This window comes from Holophagales bacterium, assembly GCA_016699405.1.
Taxonomy (GTDB): Bacteria; Acidobacteriota; Thermoanaerobaculia; order Multivoradales; family JAGPDF01; genus JAAYLR01.
In genome coordinates this window covers 3,603,533-3,624,469 of sequence record CP064972.1, presented here as the reverse complement: position 1 = coordinate 3,624,469, position 20,937 = coordinate 3,603,533, and the positions used below count along the sequence as shown (strand labels likewise).

Here is a 20,937-nt window from a genome sequence, read left to right as displayed (position 1 = left end):
GGGTGGCTCAGCGCCGGCGCGGCCGGCTGAACGGCAGGACTTCGCCGCCCGTGCCGGCGTCGGAGGCGGCAGAGTCGCCGCCGGCCTGGACCGGCGTGATCTCGTCGACGGCGTCGTCGCGGGAGTCGAGGCGCTCGCCTTCGGTCTCGTCGAAGCGGAGCTCGAGCCCGGCTGCTGGATCGGCGAAGCTCTCGACCGCAGAGAACGGCACGGCGATGCGCTGCCGCTGGCCACCGAAACTGAGGGTCACGGCGAAGCGGTCCTCGTCGACCTCGAGATCCCAGAACTGGTGCTGCAGGATGATGGTCAGCCGCTCGGGATGGAGGTCGCGCATGCCTCGGGGTAGCTCGACGCCGTCGGCTCGTGTCGAGAAGGAGAGGTAGAAGTGGTTCTCCCCGGGAAGCCCGTCTCGCGCCGCAAGCGCCAGCGCCTCGCGCACCACGCCACGGAGAGCACGCCGGACGAGCGCCGAGTAGTCGATCGCCGAGCTGGTCATCGAGCGGGAGTCTATACCGCGCCCGTCATCCCTCCGACGAGCGCGCTGCTCGCGATCGACGCGCTCTTCGTCGCCATCGCCAAAGGGGCCGGTGTCAGCCTGGCAACCCGCCTCGCCGAGCCCGGCGCGGCCGTTGCCCGGCTGGTGGCCTCGCTTCCAGAGTGCGATCAACGGCTGCTGCCCGCCGAGGAGCTGCAACTCGTCCATCGACTCGACATCGGAACCTCAGGCCTGGTGCTCCTCTCGCGAGGTACCGAGGCGCATCGTGCGCTCGTCGAGGCGTTTGCCGCGCGTCGGGTGGAGAAGACCTATCTGGCGGTGGTCTGGGGACATCCGCGGCCACGCGAGGGACGGTGGGAGAGTCCGCTCGGGCCCGACCGGGAGGACCGCCGCCGGATGAAGGTCGATCCGGGCGGCAAGCCGTCGCGCACCGCCTACCGGACGCTCGGCGTGGCCCCTCATGTCGCCCTGGTGGCGATGCGGGCGGAAACGGGTCGAACCCATCAGCTCCGGGTCCATCTTGCCGCCGCCGGCCATCCGATCGTCGGCGACGACCTGTACGGAGGACCGCGCCATCACGGGGTGAGGGACCGGGAGCTTCGCCGGTTGCTCGACCCCGGACGGCCGCTGCTCCACGCCTGGCGACTCACCCTCCCGAGCCCGCCACTCGGTGTCGCCTCGGCGCTCGAGGCCCCCTGGCCGGCCGACCTGGGAGCCGTGTTCGACCGATGCGGATGGCGGGAGGCCCTTGCGTCGCACCAGATGATCTGGTAGAACACGCGAAAATTTCCTCCAGTCGAGTCGCTTTCGGTTTGTCTCGCCTCATCTCCTCTCCCCAGTCCTGCAGGACCGCGTGCCCGCGCGAGCACGTCGTGAAGAAGATGCGCCCCTCGTTCGCGCGAGAGGGTCGCGGGCAGGCCGCTCCGGCCGGCCGAGATCAACCTCTGCAGCAAGGAGTAGTGGCATGACCGAGCAGGGCACCGTGAAGTGGTTCAACAACGAGAAGGGTTTCGGTTTCATCTCGCGCGACAACGGCCCGGACGTTTTCGTCCACTACACGGCGATTTCCGCCGAGGGCTTCCGCTCGCTGAACCAGGGTGACCGCGTCTCCTTCGAGGTCGTCAGCGGCCAGAAGGGGCTCCAGGCCCGCAACGTCGTTCGGATCTGAAGTCTCGCCAGCAGGGCACTCGCGGCCCCGTCCGGACCTGTTCCGGGCGGGGCCTTCGTCTATTCGACGGTCGAGCGTGCCGCCGCCAGGAGCTCGTCGCCGAGGACCCCCCGCCGCCAACCGGCCAACTCGCGACGAAGCTCGAGGCGACCCGCCAGTGCGTCAGCGGCCAGCTCCTCGACGAGACGACGAGAGGCGAGCAGCTCCGGGGGAAGGGCGAGCTCTTCGGCACGTCGCCGCACCAGGCGATGGAGCCGATCGGCGAGGTGACGTTCGCGCGGCGACGGCCGCCCTCTGGCGGGCAGGCGGGGCTCGAGAGGTGACTTGGCAGCCTCGGCGAGGATCGACAGCCAGGCCTCGCCGTCTCGCTTGACGGCCCGCTGCTCCAGGCCGGCGATCCCCTCGAGCTCCTCGCGATTGGCCGGTCGATACCGGGCCAGCAGGTAGAGCGCCGCGTCGTCGAGGACCCAGCGGCGCGGCAGGTCCCGTGCGATCGCTTCACGCTCGCGCCAGATCGCCAGCGCCTGGGCCGCGGTGCGGTCGGCGGGAGGAAGCCGGTCGAGACCCCGGAGACGATCCGGGGCCGATTCCACCGGCAACGGTCGGGCCGTTTCGAGCAGACGAGCCGAATCGGCGAGCACCCAGTCCCACCGACCGAGAGGCGAAAGGCGTTCTCGCAGCTGGAGGACGACCTCTTCGAGATCGACGACGTCTTCGGCGGCGTAGGCGAGTTGCTCGGGAGAGAGCGGCCGCGCCAGCCAGTCGCTGCGAGTTTCCCCCTTTACCAGGAGCTTGCCGATCACCGCCTCGACGAGGCGCTGGTACGAGATTCCGCTTCCCAGGCCCGCGAAAGCCGCAGCGACCTGGGTGTCGACGATCGGGTGGGGAAGCGTTCCGAGGGCACGGAAGAGCACGGCGAGGTCGCCCGTCGCCGAGTGGAGGGCTTTCAATCCAGGTCCCGTCAGAGCGTCCCCCAGCGCCGAAAGGTCTCCGCAAGCGACCGGGTCGACGAGCCAGATCTCCCCCGCGGTTGCCAGCTGAACGAGGCCGAGGCGCGGATAGTAGGTACGCTCGAAGACGAACTCGGTGTCGACGGCGAGGATCTCGGCCTGCTTCCAGGTCGCAGCGGCTCGACGGAGCTCGTCGGCGCGGGTGATCAGGAGGGCATTCATCGGCCGCGATCCGGGAGCTCACCGAGTCGTGCCACGAGGATCGTGCAGTCGTCGTCGGCGGGCCGCTCGGCGCGGAAATCGCGCAAGGCCGCGCCGAGTCGGCTGCAGATCTCGGCGGCCGATCCCGAAGCGGCGGCCTGAAGTTCCGCCGCCAGGCGTTCCTCGCCGAACGGCTCGCCGTCGACGCGCCGTGACTCGATGACGCCATCGGTGTGCAGGACGAGCAGATCGCCGGCTGCGAGCGTCACCACCTCGTCGTGGAATTGCGCCCCGAGCTTCGTGCCGAGCGGCGGGGAAGGGACCCCGAGGCTCTCCGCGTGGACGCTCGAGGCGCTCCAGCGCAACGCCGGCGGGTGACCGGCGCTGACCACGCGGGCTTCGTGCCGTTCGGCGTCGAGGACGACGATCAGCAGGGTCATGAACATCCGTCGCGCTCCCGTCTCGCGAACGACTTCGTCGAGGCGCGCCAGGACGTCGGCCGGAGCGGCGAGCTCGCGACGGAGCAGGTAGAGGCAACTCCGCACTCCCGCGAGCACCAGCCCACTCGCCATCCCGTGGCCGGCGACGTCACCCACCACGAGCGCCACGCGGGTCGGCGAGAGGACGATCCAGTCGTAGTAGTCGCCGCCGACCTCGGCCGCCGGATCGCAGCTTGCCGCCAGCTCGAGCCAGGTCAGATCGGGTGGTCCCGCGGGCAACATCCCGAGCTGGACCTGGCGGGCCAAAGCGAGCTCGGAGCGGAGCCGTGACCGTTCGCGAGACTCGCCGACCGCGACGTGCCATTCGAGGAGGAAGCGGCGGCGGGTCGTACGCGTTCTCCACCACCCTCCGAGGGCTCCGAGGGAGGCGAGCACGGTGACGCCGATCGCCGGACCGGTCGGTCCACCCGGCTGGACAGCCGAAGTCAGGCGCGCGAGCACGAACCAGGACGAGACGGAAAGCAGGGCGACGAGAAAGACGCGCTCGCCGGGCCGAAGATGCAGCACGAGCAGCGCGGTCGGCAGGGCGACGCCGGCGAAGCCGACCACTGCGCCGTCGTCGCTGGCCGCCGAAAGGAGGATCGCCGCTTGCAAGGCGAGATAGAGCAGGAGCCATCGGCGGACGGCGCCGGGCAGGGAGGGTCGACGGCGGAGAAAGAAGAGGCCGAGGTTTCCGGCGAGGTTCGCAGCGCAGAAGAGCGCGAGGATCGGCTCTCGAGTCGGTCCGGAAAGCGCTGCCAAGAGCGCGCCGAACGACATGGCGGCGAAGATCCACGAGACCGACGCCAGCACTCGGAGGTTGCGGCGATCGAAATAGGTCTGAAGCGCTTCGCCTTCTGGCAGGTCGACGAGGTCCTGAAGCTCTTGGCGGTTCATCGACAGGTCCGGGGTCCCTCGCCGCGAGAGAATATCTTGGTCGAGCGGCCGGTGTCCCGGTCTTCGCGATGGCGATCGACGGCGGGCGAGGCGCGACCGTGGAGGAGAGCGCGTCGGACTCGGGCAGGCCAGCGCCGCGCTCGTGCCTCGCCCAGTGGGCGGCGAGGGAAGTCGCGGGGCGGCCCTGAAAGAGCGGTCGCCCCGCGGGTGATGACCGGGATCAGCGGTTCGGCTTGCGGGCGGTGATCCGCGCGCTCCACACCTTGCCTGCGAAGTGCGGTGCGAACTGGCGGACGAGATCTCGCAGCGTCGCTCCGCCACAGCCGCAAGCCGAGTCGTCGAGCTCACTCTCGACGAGCGCGGTCAACTGGCTCGGCGAGTAGACCAGGCGGTCGGTCACCTCCGGATCGACCAGCCCGGCTCGCTGCATCCCGGCCAGGTAGTCTCGCTCGGAGATCGCTCCGCCGATGCAGGCGCTGTAGACCGCGAGGTCGCGCCGCAACTCGGCCGGCAGATCCTCCGCGACGATGTCGGAGATCGAGACGCGGCCGCCCGGGCGAAGAACGCGGGAGATCTCGGAGAAGACGCGGTCCTTCTCCGGCGAGAGGTTGATGACGCAGTTCGAGATCACCCAGTCGACCGAGGCGTCGTCGACCGGAAGCGCCTCGATGAGCCCCTTGCGAACCTCGACCTGAAGGGCTCCGGCCGCGGCCGCATTGGCCCTGGCCTTGGCGATCATTTCGTCGGTCATGTCGACGCCGATGACTCGGCCTTCCGGTCCCACGCGGCGAGCGGCGAGAAGGAGGTCGATGCCGGCGCCCGAACCGAGGTCGAGCACGGTCTGTCCCGGCTGAACCTCGGCGAAGGCCAGCGGGTTGCCGCAGCCGAAGGCGTTGGCGACGGCCTCGTCCGGGAGCGCCGCCAACTCCTCGGCGGCATAGCCGGCGCTCTTCACGGCCACGCCCTTCATCTCGCGGGGTCCGCAGCACCCCCCTCCGGAGGTCACGGCCTTGGCGTAGCTGTCTCGGACATCGTCACGGATCTTGTCGGCGGTCGTCATGAAGGATCTCCTGAGGTTGAGAGGCGGGGGATGGTGCCGGGCAGCAGGCTTCCAGGCTGTCGGCCAGGTCGCGAAGCGTCTTGACGATCTCGGTCCACCGGATGCGGTAACGCACCTCCTGGCCGGCCCGTTCGGCGGCGAGGAGGCCCGCCGCGCGCAGGGCGGCCAGGTGTCGGGACACCCCGGAGAGGTCGACCGGGCAGCAGCCGGCGACCCGACCGACGGTGGCCTCTCCTCCGAGCTCGACCAGGCGAAAGAGCAGGCTCAATCGCGTGGGGTCGGCGAGGGCGCGAAAGAACTCCGGGCGCCAGGCAGATTCCGCGACGCGACAGCACTCGACCGGGGCGAGAGGCAGGGGGGATTTGCGTACTTGCGCCATGACGCAAGTATAGGCGACCCTCTCCTCCTTCGTCAACCCCTGCGGATCGATGCTGGAATCGTGGGGGGGCCGGCTCTCGCCGAGTCTCCGTCCGGGGTCAGGCGAGCTCGGCCGCCGTGAGAGACTTCGCCGAGGAGGAATGGGGAATGATGGCGAACGAGCCGCGGGCCACTCTTCTCGAGCGTCGCCGGGAGCTCACCGGGCGGATCGTGAACGTCGATCTCGAGCGGGTGGCGTTACCCAATGGCTCGGTTTGCGAGCTCGAGATCATCCGTCATCCCGGGGCTGCCGCCGTCGTGCCGCTGTCGCCCGACGGCAGCGTTCTTCTGGTGCGCCAGTATCGCCATGCCACGGGCGGCACGATCCTCGAAGTTCCGGCTGGCAAGCTCGACCCGGGCGAGAGCCCCGAGTCGTGCGCTCGACGTGAGACCGAGGAGGAGACAGGGTATCGCGCGGGTGAGCTCGTGCCTCTCGGCTGGATCTGGACGACGCCTGGCTTCACCGACGAGCGGATCTGGCTCTTTCTCGCGCGGCAGCTCGAAACCAGCCACCAGGACCTGCAGGCGGACGAAGACCTGATCGTCGAGCGCCTCCCCTTGCAGGAAGCGCTCTCGCTGGCGCTCTCGGGCGGGATCGACGACGGAAAGTCGATCTGCGCGCTTCTTCGCGCGGCCGGTTTCCTCGGTCTGCTCCCGTCGTCCGGGGGGCTCAGCGACTGAGCAGCACCGGGCAATCGGCGAGTTGGATCAGCTTGTCGCTCACGCTCCCCAGAAGGAGCTCGGCGAGCGGCCCCATCCCGCGCGTCCCGGTCGCCAGCAGGTCGATCTCCTCGGCAGCGATCAGTTCCAGAATGCGCTGCGCCGGGTGACCTTCGGACAGCCGGAGCTCGACGGTTCGGGTGCCCAGGCCGAGAGCACCGACGGCTTGGGCAAGCTCGTCGGAGGTCATCGCCGCGTCGTTTTCGCGGACATGAAGCGCCAGGAGCTCGGCGTCCAGGCACCAGCGGGCGGCCACTCGCGCGGCCCGCTGCGATGGCAGAGAGCCATCGAGTGCGAGGAGCGCCCGCCGCGGGGGCCGGGCTGGCCGCGACCCCCGGGCGAGCAGCACGGGCTGATGGGCGGACCGCACCACCTCCCCGCTGACGGAACCCAGGAGGAATCGCGCCCGTCCGCTGCCGTGCGTGCCAACGACGAGCAGCTCGGCCCCGAGCTCGGTGGCGTGCTCGACGAGCGTCTCGGTCGGCAGCCATCGGCGAACGAATCCCCGAGCCGCGAACCCGGCCGATCGGAGGCTCTCGGCTTCGCGCTCCAGGAGCTCACGCCGCTCGGTCTCGTGTTCGTCGAGCAGCGCGGCGAGTGAGCGGACCGAGAGGGCTCCCGGGAGTGTGGGAACGCCGATCGCTTCGACGAGATGAAGCTCGACGTCGCCCTGGCCGCGGGCCAGGGCGGCCGCCCAGTCGAGCGCACGGCGTGAGTCGGCGGAGCCGTCGAAACCGATGACCAGCACACGCATGGCGAGGTCCTCCGAGCGACGAAAACGCTAGCACAACGTGTCGGGAGAGGCCGGCTGAAACGGCGAGCGCCGGGTCGGTGAGGACCCGGCGCTGCGGAACGACGGTCGAACGGGGTGTCGAGGATCAGTGCCGCTCGAGCGAGTCGAGACGGGCACGAAGCTGCTGGTTCTCGCTCTTCAGGGCTTCGAGCTGATCGTGCTGCGAAACCGTGTACAGGGTCAGCTCTTCGACCTTCTCCAGCAGTCGCATCTGGAATGCGCTGAGGTTCAGGCCCTTCGACTTGATCTCGTCACGGCTCGGCACGTTCGGCAGGTGTCCGTTCTCGGACAGGAACGTCCGCAGCCGATCGATCGGCAGAAGCTCGTAGCCCGGCTCGAAGACATAGTCCGGGACGTTGAGCGTCGTTCCGTCGTCGATGAACGAGCCGCCGGTCACGCGAATGTTGCCGCCGCTGACCTCGAGCTTCTCGGTGGGGGTACCGGTTCCGATCCCCACGCGCCCGGCGTCAGTAATCGACATGCGGAGTGCCGGAGACACCGAGCCCGAGGGAGTGGTGAAGAAGACCAATTGTGCACCGGTCGAGGTTGCGGAGAAGTTCCCCTGAGCGAGCGATCCGATGATCGCGGAGTTCACCGAGGAGAAAGCGGTGCCATCATGGCCGCGGAATGCCAGAAGTCCGAGGACGTCGCCACTCAGCGTAGCGGCGCCGCCAGCACGACCGCGCCGCATGGCCATCACGGGGCTGTCGGTATTCGACGGGACCGTGAACCAGAACGAGCCGGAGACCGCGTCCGAGCCACGCACGTCGACCTTGACCTCCGGCGAGGCCGTGCCGACGCCGACATTCCCCGAGGCGTTGATGTCGATCGAGCTCGTTGGTGCGCCGGGACGGATGCGGAACGGCAGGCGCGAGCCTCCGGTCACGTCGCGGACGAAGAAGTTGGCCTCGTTGCCGGCGATGTCCCAGGTCTGGGCGGTGAACCCGCCGGCATTCGTCTGTTCGAGGCGGAGGGCCGGCGTGTTCGAGGTGCTCACGTGAAGGTCGAGAACGGGAGTGGCCGTCCGGAAACCGACGCGACCCGTTCCGTCGACGAAGATCGAGTTGGTGGGGGCAGAGCCTCGGAGGGTGAAGGGCACGGTCGCGGCGGTGATGTCTTCGATGGAAAACTTCTCTGCGCCGCCGCTCGCCGAATCGTTCGCGGTGAGCTGCCAGTCATGGGTGGGAAAGCCAGCCGAGGCCGAGGTGTCTTCGAACTTGATCCGGGTGTTGTTCTCCTTCAGCCGGATGGTGTCGAAGCCGAACGACTCGTTGTTGACGCAATCGAGGCCGACGCAGGTGCTGCCCTGGACGATGAGGTCGTCGGCGATCACCTGATCGCGCTCGTCGAGGGACCGCGGGGCCGCGGCCGTCGCGACCTGGCTCGAGAACACGGCCCGCGAAGGGGCGCTGATGCCGCCGCCATCGACACGGAAGGTGCCGGAGACCGGTTCGATGGGCTTCGGGCGCGCCATCTGGGCGCGCAGGCTCTCGGCTTCGACGTCGTTGCCGGCGGCACGCGCGGCCTCGACGCGGCGCTTCAGTCCGCTGTCCGGATTCGCGACGAACCGGAGCTCCCAGGTGTAGCTGCCGTCGGCCAACGGCTCGCCGGTGACATCCGCGGCGCTGAAGGTCAGCACCCCGGCCGGCTCGTAGACCTTGCGCAGGATGAAGTCGTCCGGCCCGATGACGGTGAGCACGGCGCCGGCGGCGCCTTGCGGCAGTTGCCATTCGAGGTGCGACGACGTCGGCGAAAGTGCCGGGTCGCGATCGGTCGGCGGCGCTGTCGCTGCGAGACCGGTTCCGGCGACCAGCACCAGACCGAGCAGCAGGAAGGTGAGACGGTAGCGTGGGCTCAACATGGGCACCTCCGTGGTCTTCGGACGGGCCGCAGCAGCGACCGCCGAGTTCGTCAACCTTGTCGGACTTGGAGCGTTTCCATCTTAGAGAAACGACGATCCTCAGCGCAATGGGACAGCGCGAACGATGGACCGAGTCCCGTCGCAGCGGGGAGACGGTGAGCCGACTCTGGAAGTCGGGTTGACGTGGAGCACTCCTGCGGATCTGAAGATCCTCAGGTCGCGCGAACGGGAAGGGCGACGGGTTGGACGAGCGTCTCGCGCGAAAGGTGAATCTGCTCGGTGGGTTGCGCTCGATTCGCCGGATCGAACGGGGCCGCTGCGGTCACTGCCCCTGGCGCGTCTCGAGGCTCAGCACCGTCTCCGCGGGAAGCTCGATCAGTCGGGAGATCCTCGCCGGAGCGGCGCGATCGGCCCACCGAATCTCCAAGGTGAACGCGACCTTGTCGCCGACCGTGATCCCGTCGAGCGAGAGACCTGGGGACAGAGCAAACGGCATGGTCATCGAGTCCATTCCGACCCTCTTCCCCTCTTCCGTGGCAAAGTCCGGAATCGCCTCGTGGCGGATCCAGATCTCGGCAGATGTCGCTCCGCCTTCAGGCAGGCGCACGATCTCGCCCCGGACTTCATAACGCTGATCCGGCACGGTCTTCGCGGGTTCGGCCTTCGTTCCGCAGCCGAGGAGGAGGGCGAAGGGGAACATCGCGACGACGGCGTGGCGGAAGAGTCGGTGGGCGGCGGCCTTGGATCTCATGGCGGAAGATTCTAGCCCTGGAACTGCGCGGGTGCGCCGGACCTCGCCGGCGCACCCGTGGCCTGTCCGGGTCGAGTGCCTCGTCAGTGGGTCTTCACCGGGTCTGCGGGCCGGGAGGGGAGCTTGCGGGGATCCTCTGCCATCGCGCGGAGCACCTCCGCGATCGCCCGCTCGAGTTGAGGATCCTGACCGGCGATCACCGACGCCGGATCGTTCTCGACCTCGATGTCCGGGTCGACGCCATGACCTTCGATCGCCCAGCTCCCATCGACGTCGTTCGTCCCCTGCTGTGGCACGAAGACGGTGCCGCCGTCCAGAAGCGGGCCCGTCCCGCTGATTCCGACGACGCCGCCCCAGGATCGCTTGCCGATCAACGGGCCGAGGCCGGCCTTGCGGAATCGGTAGGGGAAGATGTCGCCGTCGGAAGCCGACGTCTCGTTGAGCAGGCAGGCCAGATGCCCGTAGAAGACGGTGTAAGGGTAGGTTGCCGGCTGGTCCCCGGTGTAGCCGAAGCGCGTGCCGAGCAGCTTCGTGTCGAGCCGCTCGATGATCCACTGAGAGATATTCCCTCCGCCGTTGGAACGCACGTCGACGACGAGACCCTCCTTGCGGATCTGCGGGTAGAACCACTTCACGAACTCGTAGGCGCCCGCTGCCCCCATGTCCGGAAGGTGGAGGTAGCCGACGCGCCCGCCGGTCGCCTGGTCGACGCGCGCGCGGCTCGCCGCGACCCATCCGTAGTAGAGCAGGTCGCTCTCGTCGGTGATCGGCCGATAGGTGACCTGTCGCGCTCCGTCGGCGACGGGCCGGTTGTTGACCGTCAAGGTCACCGGGTCGGTCTTGTAGCGCAGCAGGCGGTAGGGATCGTCGGTGGCTTTCAAATCGACGCCGTCGATGGCCAGGACGAAATCGCCGACGCTGACGTTCACGCCGACTTCGGTGAGCGGCGCGCGGTATCGCGCCTCCTCGTTGTTCCCTTCCATGATCCTGGAGATGCGGTAGCGGCCGGCGGCGCGGTCGAGCTCGAAGCGGGCACCCGGCAGGCCGACCTTGGGTCGTTCCGGGATGGAGAAGTCTCCGCCTTCGATGTAGGCGTGGCCGATGTTGAGCTCGGCGACCATCTCCCCCAGGACGTAGTTGAGATCCGAACGATGACCGACGTGCGGGAGCCACCGGCGGTAGCGATCGCCGATCGCCTTCCAGTCGTAGCCGTGCATGTTGCGCACGTAGAAGAAATCGCGATAGCGCCGCCAGACCTCGTCGAAGATTTCGGCCCACTCCTCGCTCGGGACCCGATCGACCACCAGCCCGGAGGTCGACACCGATTTGCGGTCGACACTCTTCGGCGTCGCGTCCATCAGGCTGAAACTGGCTCCTTGACGCACCAGGACCTTCGAGCCGTCACGCGAGAGGACGTATCCCTGGATGTCGTCGGCGAGAACGCTAGTCTCGCGCTTCTTGAGGTCGAAGATCCGCAGCTTCGTCTTCTCGTAGCTGTCGCGGCCGTAGAAGGGCGCTCCCGAGGTGGCGAAGAGCAGTGCGTCGGTGGTGGCGACCAGGCCGTCGAGATTGTCCGCGTCGATCGGAACGCGCACCACGCGCGAGGCGAGACCCTCCCAGTCGATTCGCAACGGTTCGGCCGGCTTGCTCTCCGACGTCGCCGGCGACTTGCGCGTCGAGGTGGTGTCCCCTTCCGTCTTCCTGCCGGTGTCGGCCTTGATGGGGTCGTCGAGCTTGATCTCGTCGCTTTCGGCAGGGAATGGATGACCGACGTCCCGCCGCAGGGCGAGCGCAAAGACGCCGGTCCGCCGGTTGCCGGCATAGTTCCATTCGAGATCGGAGATCTGCGGTGCGAACTCGCGCTCGGAGAGGAAGTAGAGGTACTTGCCTTGGGGATCCCAGGCCGGCTGGTACTCGTTGAACATCTCGCCGGTCACCTGGCGCGCCCTGTCCTCGGCAACCGTCCAGATCCACAGCGACCGGGTGCCGTTGGCCTCGGCGAGCGAGTAGGCGAGGTGAGATCCGCCAGGCGACCAGGTGTAGTCGGAGACCGGACCGAAACGGTCGTCGGCAATCTCCACGGCCTTCTTGTCGTCCAGGGAGACGACCCAGACCTTCCCGTCCTTGTCGGAAAGGGCGAGCCGCTTGCCGTCCGGTGACCAGGCGGGGGCGTACAGCATGGCCGCGAAGCGATCCGTCAAGGGCTCGGCGGGATGGCTGCCATCCTGGTCGATCAGGTAGACCTGATCCTCGCCCGAGCGGTCCGAGACGAAGGCGATCCGGCGGCCATCGGGTGACCAGCGGGCGTGCTTGTCGTGGGCCCGGGAGCTCGCGGTCAGGTTCCGGGTGGGGCCCTTCTCGATCGGTGCCGTGAAGACGTCGCCGCGGGCCACGAAGAGCGCCCGCTCGCCCTTGGGAGACAGCTCGAAGTCCTCGATCTGCCGGGCAGCCGAGATGCGGGACGGCCGCCGGTTCACGCCGTCGTCGGGCACCGAGATCGACAGCCGACGGGAGGCGCGGGTTGTCGCGTCGAAGAGCGCCAGCTCGCCGTCGATCTCGTAGACGATCTGCGCTCGATTGTCCGAGCTCGCCCAGCGAACGTCCCAGACGGCTTCGTGGGTCATCTGCTCGACGGACTTCCTGCCGAGGTCGAAACGGTAGAGGTTCAGGACGCCGTCGCGGTCGGAAACGAAGTAGATGGCATCGCCGAGCCACATCGGGTCGCGTTCCGTGCGCACGCTGTGGGCGACCGGTTCGACGGCGTGGCTCGTCAGATCGAAAAGATAGAGATCCTGCGCCCAGCCGCCTTCGTAGCGCTTCCAGGTGCGGAAGTCACGAAAGAGCGGCGAGTACACGAGGCGCTTGCCATCCGGCGAGAAGTCGCCGGCCCCGGAGGTCGGCATCGGGAGCTTCTCGGCGAGTCCGCCGGTCAGCTCGACGGTGTAGAGAGCCGTTTCGGTGCGGCCGCCGTCGGCGTCCCGCAACGAGCGGAAGAGGATCTTCGTCCCGTCCGGGCTCCAGCCGTACACCTGGTTGTCGTAGCCCCACCGCGGGGTGAGCGGGCCGTGGGCCGGGTAGAAGGTCAGCTGGCGCGGCTCTCCCCCCGACGAGGGAATCACGTAGACCTGCTCGTCGCCGTCGTACTGGCCCGTGAAGGCGATCCATCGGCCGTCGGGAGAGAACTTGCCGAAGAGCTCGAGGCCGGGATGGGCGGTCAGACGCTCGGCCAGTCCTCCCGAGGTCGACGCGGTCCAGAGGTCCCCAGCGTAGGAGAAGACGACGCGATCACCGTGAACATCGGGAAAGCGAAGCAGCTTGGTGGGTGCCGAGCTCGTCGCCGGAATCTCGGCCATTGCCGCTGCGGCGGTGACGAGGACCAGCGCGGCGGCGAGCGCATGCGCCCGTCGGGTTCGGAACATGGAGCCTCCTTGAGATGGCAGGGGAGGGGGCCCGCCCGCGGGCGAGCGATCCCCTCCCCATGCAAACGCAGCAATCGACGGGAAGTTGCGAGTCGAGCCTCAGCCCCGACCGAGAACCCGCCGGACTTCGGCCTCGAGCACGCCCGGCTCGAGCTCTTCGAGCTCGTAGGTGACCTTGGCCACCGGCTTCGAGATCGACATGATCCGAGAGAGCTCGATCGGCGTGCCTTCGACGACGACATCGGCCGGTGTCGCCTCGATCGTCGCTGCGAGGTCGCGGATCTGCTCGTCGCCATAGCCCATCGCCGGCAGGATCCCGGCGGCGTTCGGGTACTTGGCATAGGTTTCGGCGATCGAACCGACGGCATAGGGCCGCGGATCGACGATCTCCGCCGCTCCCGCATCCCTGGCGGCGAACCACCCGGCGCCGACGCTCATCCCGCCGTGCGTCAGCGTCGGGCCGTCCTCGACGACGAGGGCCCGCTTCCCGGCGACGAGGGCCGCGTCGGAGATGGCGATCCGCGAATCGCAGCGGAGGATGCGGGCGCGTGGGTTGAGCGCCCGGCAGTTCGCCTCGACCTCGGCAACCTTGTCCGGTTCGGCCGTGTTGACCTTGTTGACGATCAAGAGGTCGGACATCACCACGTTCGTTTCGCCCGGGTAGTAGCGAAGCTCGTGGCCGGCGCGATGCGGATCGAGCAGGGTGATGTGGAGGTCGGGCTTGTAGAACGGTGTGTCGTTGTTGCCGCCGTCCCAGAGGATGACGTCGGCTTCCTCTTCGGCGGCGCGCAGGATCTGCTCGTAGTCGACGCCGGCGTAGACCACGAAGCCGTTGTCGATGTGCGGCTCGTACTCCTCGCGCTCCTCGATCGTGCACTCCTGGCGGTCGAGGTCCTCGTAGGTGGCGAAGCGCTGGCAGGTCTGGCGCTCGAGGTCGCCGTAGGGCATCGGGTGGCGGACGGCGACGACCTTGAGGTCGAGCGACTTGAGGATGCGGGAGAGGAATCGGGTCGTCTGCGACTTGCCAACGCCAGTGCGGACGGCCGTGACGGCGATCACCGGTTTCGTCGAGGGGAGCATCGTCCGTGTCGCCGAGCAGATGCCGAAGTGGGCGCCCCAGGCGATCACCCGCGAGCCCTTGTCCATCACGTAGGTGTGGGCCACGTCGGAGTAGGAGAACCAGACTTCGTCGATGGCGTGTTGGCGGACGAGAATCTCGAGATCCTCTTCCGCCTGGATCGGAATCCCTTCGGGATAGAAGCGCCCGGCGAGCGACGCCGGATAGGTCCGCCCCTCGATGTCCGGGATCTGGGTGGCGGTGAACGCGACGACCTCGACGTCGGGGTCGTTGCGGAAGAGACAGTTGAAGTTATGGAAATCGCGCCCTGCGGCGCCCATGATGACGACCTTCCTGCGAGCCATGAAGTCCCTCCTGCGAGCGAGCCGCGGCGATCAGGGCACGCGGCCGGGAAAGGCGAGGCCGCCATTCTAACCCGGGGGTGGTCCTGGAGGCTCTGCTAGAGTCGATCCGTGCGAGGGGCAGAGCCGCTGAAATCGACCCCGCGCCACCAAGACGAAGGGCGCTTTCTCGAAGGGTCCGCCAAGCATCGCCACGAGCTCGCGCGACTCTCGCGCATCGTCCGCGAGTTTCTGCGCGGCTTCTGGCGTCTCCACGATCTCGGCCCTTGCGTGACGGTCTTCGGCTCCGCGCGGTTCCGCGAAGGGCATCCCTACTACGAGCTGGCACGAGATCTCGGGGCGCGACTCGCGCGCGCCGGCTTCACCGTGATGACCGGCGGCGGCCCCGGCATCATGGAAGCTGCCAATCGCGGTGCGCACGAGGCCGGGGGCTATTCGGTCGGGTGCAACATCGAGCTGCCGCACGAGCAGCAGGCGAACCCGTTTGTCGACCTCTCTGTCGACTTCCGCTATTTCTTCGTGCGGAAGGTCATGTTGGTGAAGTACTCGTACGCCTTCGTCGTGTTGCCCGGAGGCTTCGGCACGATGGACGAGGCGTTCGAGACGGCGACGCTGATCCAGACGGGCAAGATCAGCGGCTTCCCGGTGGTCGTCATGGGTGAGGAGTACTGGCGGCCGCTTCTCGAGTTCGTGCGGGGCACGCTGGTCGAGCGCGGCACGATCGCGCCGGATGACCTCGATCTCTTCACGGTGACCGACTCGCCCGAAGAGGCGGTGGCGACGGTGCTCGCCGCGGCGAAGGAGAAGTTCGGCCTGCGCTGGCGACCTCGGCGGCGGCGGAACCCGCGGCGTCTGGCGCGCTGACCGACCATGCTGGGTCTTCCGGTCCCCGAGCTCGGCCCCCTGGTCGAGGAGCTGCGGCGCCATCCCCGCCTGGGGCCGCAGGTCGCCCACGCGGCGTTCCTTCCGGGGCACGAGGCCGAGACCGCCGAGTTGTCGCTGCGGCTCCCGGAGGCGATCGCCGGAGCCCTCTCCGGGCTGGGGATCTCCCCGCTCTGGAGTCACCAGGTCGCCGCGCTCGAACAGGTCGCCGCGGGGCGTCACGTTCTCATTGCGACGCCGACGGCGTCGGGCAAGTCGCTGGTCTTTCAGCTTCCTCTGCTGCTCGAGGGAGCGGCGGGCGGATCGGGTCGAGCGCTCTTCCTCTTTCCCCTCAAGGCGCTCGGACAGGACCAGCGAAGCAAGCTCGAGACCCTGGCGGGTGCAGCCGGTCTGTCGGCGGAAGTCAGCTGCGCGGTCTACGACGGAGACACCCCTGCCGGTGAGCGTGCGAAGTTACGGCGTCAACCACCGCGCGCGCTCATCACCAACCCCGACATGCTCCACGCCGGCATTCTCGCCTCGTGGAGCAAGTGGGAGGGTTTTCTCCGCGAGCTGAAGTGGATCGTCGTCGACGAGTTGCACGTCTACCGCGGGCTGTTCGGTGCGCACGTCCACCACGTCCTGCGCCGGCTGCTGCGGCTCTCTCGCGCCCTCGGCGGCGATCCGATCGTGATCGCCGCCTCGGCGACGGCCAGCGATCCGGGACGATTCGCCGAGTCGTTGGTCGGCGAGCCGTTCGCGGTGGTCGAGCACTCCGGCGCTCCGCGGTCGGGTCGCCACATCCTGCTGATGCGACCGAGCGGCAGTCCGTACTCGGCGGCGCTCGCCCTCCTCGTCGAGCTCCTTCGACGGGAGCAGCGGGTCATCGTCTTCACCAAGGCGCGACGGGCCACGGAGCTCCTGCACACCTGGCTTCGCCAACAGGATCGAGATCTGGCGGGTCGCGTCTCGAGCTACCGGGCGGGGTTTCTTCCCGAGGAGCGGCGACGGATCGAAGGGGCCCTGCTCTCCGGCGAGCTTCAGGGGGTCATCGCGACCTCGGCGCTCGAGCTCGGGATCGACATCGGCGGGCTCGATGCGTGCATACTCGTCGGCTATCCCGGCAGTGTCATGGCGACCTGGCAGCGCTCGGGTCGGGTGGGAAGGGCGAGCCGGGAGTCGCTGACCGCGCTCGTCGCGCTGCCGGATGCGCTCGACCAGTACCTGCTCGACCACCCGGAGGCCCTGCTCGAGCGGCCGTGCGAGCGCATCGTGCTCGATCCCGGCAACTCGGCGGTCGCCCGTGCGCATCTGCTCTGTGCTGCCGGCGAGATGCCGCTCGAGCCGGAGCGCGAACAGCCGTATCTGTTCCGTCATCAGGCCCTGCTGACCCGTCTGGCGGGAGAGCAGCGCCTCCGTGCCGCCGCGGGCGGTGGGCTGGTCGCGGTCCGGAAAGCCCCGCACCGTGCGGTCAATCTCCGCGGGAGCGGCGCAAGCTACGCCATCGTGGATGGCTCGGACGGTCGCCGCATCGGTTCGATCGACGGCGTCCGAGTCTTCCACGAGTGCCATCCCGGGGCGATCTATCTGCACGGCGGACGGCAGTGGACCGTCAGCGAGCTGCGCATCGGCGAACGGACGGTCGTCGTCCGGCGCGTGGAGGTCGAGCACTACACCGCGGCGCTTTCGGAGAAGGAAACGGAGATTCTCGAGCTGCTCGACACGCGGCACCAGGGCGGTCTGCAGGCATGGCTCGCCCGCCTGCGCGTGCGCGAGAGAGTCGTCGGCTACGAGCGGAAACGGATCTTCACGCAAGAGGTCGTCGAGCAGTGTCCGCTCGAGCTCCCGCCGGTGGAGTTCGAGCCGCACGGCCTGTTCTGGGTCGCGCCGCCGGAGCTCGAAGTCCGCCTGCGCGAAGCCGGGCGCCACGTCGTCGGAGCGCTACATGCCGCCGAGCACGCGACGATCTCGCTGCTCCCGTTGCTGGCACTCTGTGATCGCAACGATCTCGGGGGGATCTCGACGCCGTTTCACCCGCAGATCGGCGGCGCCGCGGTGTTCGTCTACGAGGGGCATCCCGGAGGGGTCGGGCTCGCCGAACGCGGCTTCGCCGACCTTCCCGAGCTCCTCGGCCGCGTCCGCGAGCTGCTCGGGCGCTGTCCGTGCGACGAAGGCTGCCCGGCCTGCGTCCAGTCGCCGAAGTGCGGCAACGGAAATCGTCCGCTCGACAAGCAAGGTGCTTCGGTGGCGCTCGACTTCTGGCTGGGGGAAGAGAGAGCCGCGCCGCTCGAGGTGCGTTTCGACCTCGGCTTGGCCGGGCAGGGGATCTCGAGGGCGGCACGATCGGATCCGGCGGAGCCCCGGGGGACTTCGGCGGTCGACCCACCCCGTGTGACGGAAGTGGCGACTCGAGCGGATTCGGCAAGCGAGGCCGATCGCGGAGACCTCGCAGAGCGCCGCACCGTGCTCTTCGATGTCGAGACGCTGCGCTCGGCGGCGGAGGTCGGTGGCTGGGGCAAAGCGCACCGGATGGGCCTTGCCGTCGCCGTCGTGTGCCACCTCGAAGAGGGTCGATTCGAGGTCTTTCGCGAGGGGCAGGTCGGAGCCCTGGTGGCGACCCTGCGCGCGGCCACCCAGGTGGTCGGCTTCAACATCCGGCGGTTCGACTACCAGGTTCTCTCCGGCTACACGGGAGAGGACTACGCCCGCACCTTGCCGACGCTGGACCTGTTGGACGAGGTGGTTCAGCGTCTCGGCCACCGTCTTGGGCTCGACCATCTCGCCCGCGAAACGCTCGGCGCCGCCAAGTCGGCCGACGGCTTGCAGAGCCTCGAATGGGTCAAGCAAGGGCGGATGGATCTCGTCGAGGAGTACTGCCGACACGACGTCGAGATCCTCCGCGACCTCTACCTCTTCGGCCGACGCGAAGGGTATCTCCGCTACCTCGACCGGGACGGACGGCCGAGGGAGTTCGAGGTCTCCTGGTAGAAGAGGAGAGGTCGCTCGAGAACGCCGGGGGATGGCGCCGTCGAGCGGAGCGAGCGGCGACCCCGGTCATCGCGATGGCCGGGGTCGCCCGACCGCTCAGCTGGCGGTGACCGGTGCCGTCAGTACCTTTGCCAGCCGCTCGAGGGCCCAGTCGATCTCCTCACGCCGGATGACGAGCGGCGGTGCGATGCGGATCGTGTGGGTATGGGTCTCCTTGCAGAGCAGGCCCTCGGCCTGGAGAAGCTCGCTGAAGCGCCGTGCGCCACCGGCCTCCGGATGCAGCTCGATGCCGATCCACAGCCCCTTGCCGCGGATCTCCTTGACGTGCGGCGACCCGATCGCCCGCAGCTTGCCGATGAAGTACTCGCCCAGCCGCGCCGAGTTGTCGACGAGGTTCTCCTCGACGAGCACGCGCAAGGCGACGCGCGCCACCGCGGCCGCCACCGGGTTGCCGCCGTAGGTCGAGCCGTGATCGCCCGGATGGAAGACCCCCATCACCGCGTCGTCGGCGAGGATGCCGGAGACCGGGTAGAGGCCGCCGGAGAGCGCCTTGCCGACGATGACGATGTCCGGACGGATCCCTTCGTGCTCGAAGGCGAAGAGCTTGCCGGTGCGGCCGAGGCCGGCCTGAATCTCGTCGGCGATCAGCAGGGCATGATGCTCGCGGGTCAGCTCGCGCAGCCGCTGAAGGTAGCCGGCCGGGGGCACGATGATGCCGCCCTCGCCCTGGATCGGCTCGACGAGCACGGCCGCGACATTCGGGTTCATCGCGGCCGCCACCGCCTCGGCGTCGCCGTAGGGGAGGAGACGGAAGCCGGTGGGGAAGGGGCCGAAGCCGTCGCGGTACTGGTCTTCGGAGGAGAACCCGACGATCGTCGTGGTCCGGCCGTGGAAGTTGTTGTGGAAGACGAGGATCTCCGCTTTGTCCGCGGAGACGCCCTTGACCTTGTAGGCCCACTTGCGCGCGGCCTTGATCGCCGTCTCGACGGCCTCGGCGCCGGTGTTCATCGGCAGGAACTTCTGGTAGCCGGCGAGCTCGCAGATCTCCTGGTAGAAGAGTCCGAGCTGATCGTTGCGGAAGGCGCGCGAGGTCAGGGCGACGCGGCAGCTCTGCTCGACGAGTGCCTTGAGGATTCGCGGGTGACAGTGCCCCTGATTGACGGCGGAGTAGGCGGCGAGGAAATCGAGGTACTTGCGACCTTCGACGTCCCACACCCAGACCCCCTCGGCGCGGTTGATCACGACGTCGAGCGGGTGGTAGTTGTGGGCGCCGAAGCGCTCTTCGAGAGCGATGTAGTCCTGCGTATTCATCGGAGAAGTCTCCTCGGATGGGAAGGGGGCCCGGCATCGGAGCGAAGGCCCGGGTCCGGGTCGCCGGATTTTCCCACAGTCGGGAGGTTCGATGCCTAGAATCATCGGCATGGCGTCCCGTACGCACCGCCCCGGCCAGGTCTCGCTCGAGCGCGCCCTGTCGAAGCTCGGACTGGCGTCGCGTCGTGAAGCGCGCGAGTGGATTCTTGCCGGACGACTGAGCGTGGGCGGCTCGATCCTCCTCGATCCCGCGTCGCCAGTGGTGCCGGAGCGGCTGAGTCTTTCTCTCGACGGGAAGCGGCTCGAGCGCCCGGCTTGGCGGACCGTGCTGCTTCACAAACCACGAGGGGTGGTGACGACGGCTCGCGATCCGCAGGGACGCCGGTCGGTTCTCGACCTGGTGGACCTCTCGCGGGGGTACCTGGCCCCGGTCGGCCGGCTCGACTGGGCAACGTCAGGCCTGTTGCTCCTGACCAACGACACCCGACTGTCCGACTGGCTCTGCGATCCGGCCCATGAAGTCGATCGCACCTACCTCGTCACCGTTCGCGGTGAGGTCTCGGATGCCGCGGCGAGGCGGGCGCAGGACGGAGTCGACAGCGACGGGGAGCGGCTCGCGGCGGCAAGCGTCGTGGTTCGCAAGCGCTCCCGGCGCGAGAGTCATCTGGTTGTCGTGCTACGGGAGGGGCGCAATCGCGAAGTTCGCCGGCTCTTCGCGTCGCTCGGGCATGAGGTCGCGCGGCTGAAACGGGTGGCATTTGGCGGGATCACCCTCGGCGACCTCCCTCCGGGCGGCAGTCGCGAGCTGTCGCAAGAGGAGCTCGTCGCGGCATTCCCCGGAGCTCCGATCCGCACCTCTCGGGTCAGTATCTGAGCCGGAGGGTCGCGAGGCGACCCGGGCCTGCTCGACGAATGACCCACGAAGCCCGGAAGATCGCCCGTTTTCCGCCGCTGAGCGCCTCTCCCGTGGGTCGCCCCGGGGCGAGCCTGCCGAGAACGACGTGGCACGCCGGTTGCTCAAGTGATCCGCGCCAAGATCCGGGGCCGACAGCGGAACACCCATCCGGGGAGCTCGCGCCACGCCCCACCTGCTCGATTCCAGGGAGGTCGTCCACGTGAAGAAGTCGATCGGAGTGAGCGCCGTCG

At 68.5% G+C, this 20,937-nt stretch carries 17 protein-coding genes; 6 read left to right on the top strand and 11 right to left on the bottom strand.

Annotation, left to right across the window (positions count from 1 at the left end; genetic code table 11):
- Positions 1–7 precede the first annotated feature (7 nt).
- Entirely contained in the window at positions 8–496 is a 489-nt protein-coding gene (locus tag IPJ17_15015; protein QQR72795.1) for a hypothetical protein, read from the bottom strand.
- Positions 497–640: 144 nt separating this feature from the next.
- On the opposite strand from IPJ17_15015, the gene IPJ17_15010 reads away from it, so the two are divergent.
- Positions 641–1,270, top strand: a complete 630-nt coding sequence (locus tag IPJ17_15010) for an RNA pseudouridine synthase (GenBank protein QQR72794.1) — start codon at positions 641–643, stop codon at positions 1,268–1,270.
- A gap of 190 nt (positions 1,271–1,460) precedes the next feature.
- On the top strand, positions 1,461–1,664 hold the full coding sequence (locus IPJ17_15005; GenBank protein QQR72793.1) for a cold-shock protein: 204 nt from the start codon (positions 1,461–1,463) through the stop codon (positions 1,662–1,664).
- Between the two features lie 59 nt (positions 1,665–1,723).
- Here IPJ17_15005 and rnd read toward each other — a convergent pair whose 3' ends face one another.
- The 4 genes from rnd to IPJ17_14985 form a co-directional block, all read right to left on the bottom strand.
- Positions 1,724–2,836: a ribonuclease D gene (rnd, locus tag IPJ17_15000; protein ID QQR72792.1), complete on the bottom strand. Its 1,113-nt coding sequence runs from the start codon at positions 2,834–2,836 to the stop codon at positions 1,724–1,726.
- Entirely contained in the window at positions 2,833–4,191 is a 1,359-nt protein-coding gene (locus tag IPJ17_14995) for a PP2C family protein-serine/threonine phosphatase (protein QQR72791.1), read from the bottom strand. Before IPJ17_14995 ends, rnd begins: the two co-directional genes overlap by 4 nt.
- 220 nt (positions 4,192–4,411) lie before the next feature.
- Positions 4,412–5,251 (bottom strand): arsenite methyltransferase, encoded by an 840-nt coding sequence (arsM, locus tag IPJ17_14990; GenBank protein QQR72790.1) that lies wholly within the window; start codon positions 5,249–5,251, stop codon positions 4,412–4,414.
- A complete protein-coding gene (locus IPJ17_14985; GenBank protein QQR72789.1) occupies positions 5,226–5,630 on the bottom strand; it encodes a helix-turn-helix transcriptional regulator in 405 nt (134 codons plus the stop codon). Before IPJ17_14985 ends, arsM begins: the two co-directional genes overlap by 26 nt.
- Positions 5,631–5,779: 149 nt before the next feature.
- Between IPJ17_14985 and IPJ17_14980 the strand changes: the two genes are divergently transcribed.
- Positions 5,780–6,349 (top strand): NUDIX hydrolase, encoded by a 570-nt coding sequence (locus tag IPJ17_14980; protein ID QQR76192.1) that lies wholly within the window; start codon positions 5,780–5,782, stop codon positions 6,347–6,349.
- Here IPJ17_14980 and IPJ17_14975 read toward each other — a convergent pair.
- From IPJ17_14975 to IPJ17_14955, 5 genes are all read right to left on the bottom strand, one after another.
- On the bottom strand, positions 6,339–7,142 hold the full coding sequence (locus tag IPJ17_14975; GenBank protein ID QQR72788.1) for a universal stress protein: 804 nt from the start codon (positions 7,140–7,142) through the stop codon (positions 6,339–6,341). The two genes, IPJ17_14980 and IPJ17_14975, sit on opposite strands and share 11 nt — an antisense overlap.
- Positions 7,143–7,266: 124 nt before the next feature.
- Entirely contained in the window at positions 7,267–9,042 is a 1,776-nt protein-coding gene (locus IPJ17_14970) for a hypothetical protein (GenBank protein QQR72787.1), read from the bottom strand.
- 322 nt (positions 9,043–9,364) lie between these two features.
- Positions 9,365–9,793 (bottom strand): copper-binding protein, encoded by a 429-nt coding sequence (locus IPJ17_14965; GenBank protein ID QQR72786.1) that lies wholly within the window; start codon positions 9,791–9,793, stop codon positions 9,365–9,367.
- A gap of 83 nt (positions 9,794–9,876) precedes the next feature.
- Positions 9,877–13,212 carry a PD40 domain-containing protein gene (locus IPJ17_14960; GenBank protein QQR72785.1) on the bottom strand — a complete coding sequence of 1,112 codons (3,336 nt, stop codon included), beginning with the start codon at positions 13,210–13,212 and terminating at the stop codon, positions 9,877–9,879.
- A gap of 99 nt (positions 13,213–13,311) precedes the next feature.
- Entirely contained in the window at positions 13,312–14,634 is a 1,323-nt protein-coding gene (locus tag IPJ17_14955) for a GTPase (GenBank protein QQR72784.1), read from the bottom strand.
- Between the two features lie 108 nt (positions 14,635–14,742).
- Between IPJ17_14955 and IPJ17_14950 the strand changes: the two genes are divergently transcribed.
- Positions 14,743–15,495 carry a TIGR00730 family Rossman fold protein gene (locus IPJ17_14950; GenBank protein QQR72783.1) on the top strand — a complete coding sequence of 251 codons (753 nt, stop codon included), beginning with the start codon at positions 14,743–14,745 and terminating at the stop codon, positions 15,493–15,495.
- Between the two features lie 6 nt (positions 15,496–15,501).
- Complete coding sequence (locus tag IPJ17_14945) at positions 15,502–18,480, top strand: DEAD/DEAH box helicase (protein ID QQR72782.1); 2,979 nt, start codon at positions 15,502–15,504, stop codon at positions 18,478–18,480.
- Between the two features lie 96 nt (positions 18,481–18,576).
- Here the strand turns inward: IPJ17_14945 and rocD are convergent, their stop codons facing one another.
- On the bottom strand, positions 18,577–19,791 hold the full coding sequence (gene rocD / locus IPJ17_14940; protein ID QQR72781.1) for an ornithine--oxo-acid transaminase: 1,215 nt from the start codon (positions 19,789–19,791) through the stop codon (positions 18,577–18,579).
- 109 nt (positions 19,792–19,900) lie between these two features.
- Between rocD and IPJ17_14935 the strand changes: the two genes are divergently transcribed.
- Positions 19,901–20,665, top strand: coding sequence for an rRNA pseudouridine synthase (locus IPJ17_14935; GenBank protein QQR72780.1), 765 nt, complete (start codon positions 19,901–19,903; stop codon positions 20,663–20,665).
- Positions 20,666–20,937: the final 272 nt, after the last annotated feature.

What these genes read in the sequence shown, in the direction of transcription:
- IPJ17_15015 (QQR72795.1), bottom strand. Translation starts at nt 496, where the DNA reads ATGACCAGCTCGGCGATCGACTACTCGGCGCTCGTCCGGCGTGCTCTC.
- IPJ17_15005 (QQR72793.1), top strand. Translation starts at nt 1,461, where the DNA reads ATGACCGAGCAGGGCACCGTGAAGTGGTTCAACAACGAGAAGGGTTTC.
- rnd (QQR72792.1), bottom strand. Translation starts at nt 2,836, where the DNA reads ATGAATGCCCTCCTGATCACCCGCGCCGACGAGCTCCGTCGAGCCGCT.
- IPJ17_14995 (QQR72791.1), bottom strand. Translation starts at nt 4,191, where the DNA reads ATGAACCGCCAAGAGCTTCAGGACCTCGTCGACCTGCCAGAAGGCGAA.
- arsM (QQR72790.1), bottom strand. Translation starts at nt 5,251, where the DNA reads ATGACGACCGCCGACAAGATCCGTGACGATGTCCGAGACAGCTACGCC.
- IPJ17_14985 (QQR72789.1), bottom strand. Translation starts at nt 5,630, where the DNA reads ATGGCGCAAGTACGCAAATCCCCCCTGCCTCTCGCCCCGGTCGAGTGC.
- IPJ17_14980 (QQR76192.1), top strand. Translation starts at nt 5,780, where the DNA reads ATGGCGAACGAGCCGCGGGCCACTCTTCTCGAGCGTCGCCGGGAGCTC.
- IPJ17_14975 (QQR72788.1), bottom strand. Translation starts at nt 7,142, where the DNA reads ATGCGTGTGCTGGTCATCGGTTTCGACGGCTCCGCCGACTCACGCCGT.
- IPJ17_14970 (QQR72787.1), bottom strand. Translation starts at nt 9,042, where the DNA reads ATGTTGAGCCCACGCTACCGTCTCACCTTCCTGCTGCTCGGTCTGGTG.
- IPJ17_14965 (QQR72786.1), bottom strand. Translation starts at nt 9,793, where the DNA reads ATGAGATCCAAGGCCGCCGCCCACCGACTCTTCCGCCACGCCGTCGTC.
- IPJ17_14960 (QQR72785.1), bottom strand. Translation starts at nt 13,212, where the DNA reads ATGTTCCGAACCCGACGGGCGCATGCGCTCGCCGCCGCGCTGGTCCTC.
- IPJ17_14955 (QQR72784.1), bottom strand. Translation starts at nt 14,634, where the DNA reads ATGGCTCGCAGGAAGGTCGTCATCATGGGCGCCGCAGGGCGCGATTTC.
- IPJ17_14945 (QQR72782.1), top strand. Translation starts at nt 15,502, where the DNA reads ATGCTGGGTCTTCCGGTCCCCGAGCTCGGCCCCCTGGTCGAGGAGCTG.
- rocD (QQR72781.1), bottom strand. Translation starts at nt 19,791, where the DNA reads ATGAATACGCAGGACTACATCGCTCTCGAAGAGCGCTTCGGCGCCCAC.
- IPJ17_14935 (QQR72780.1), top strand. Translation starts at nt 19,901, where the DNA reads ATGGCGTCCCGTACGCACCGCCCCGGCCAGGTCTCGCTCGAGCGCGCC.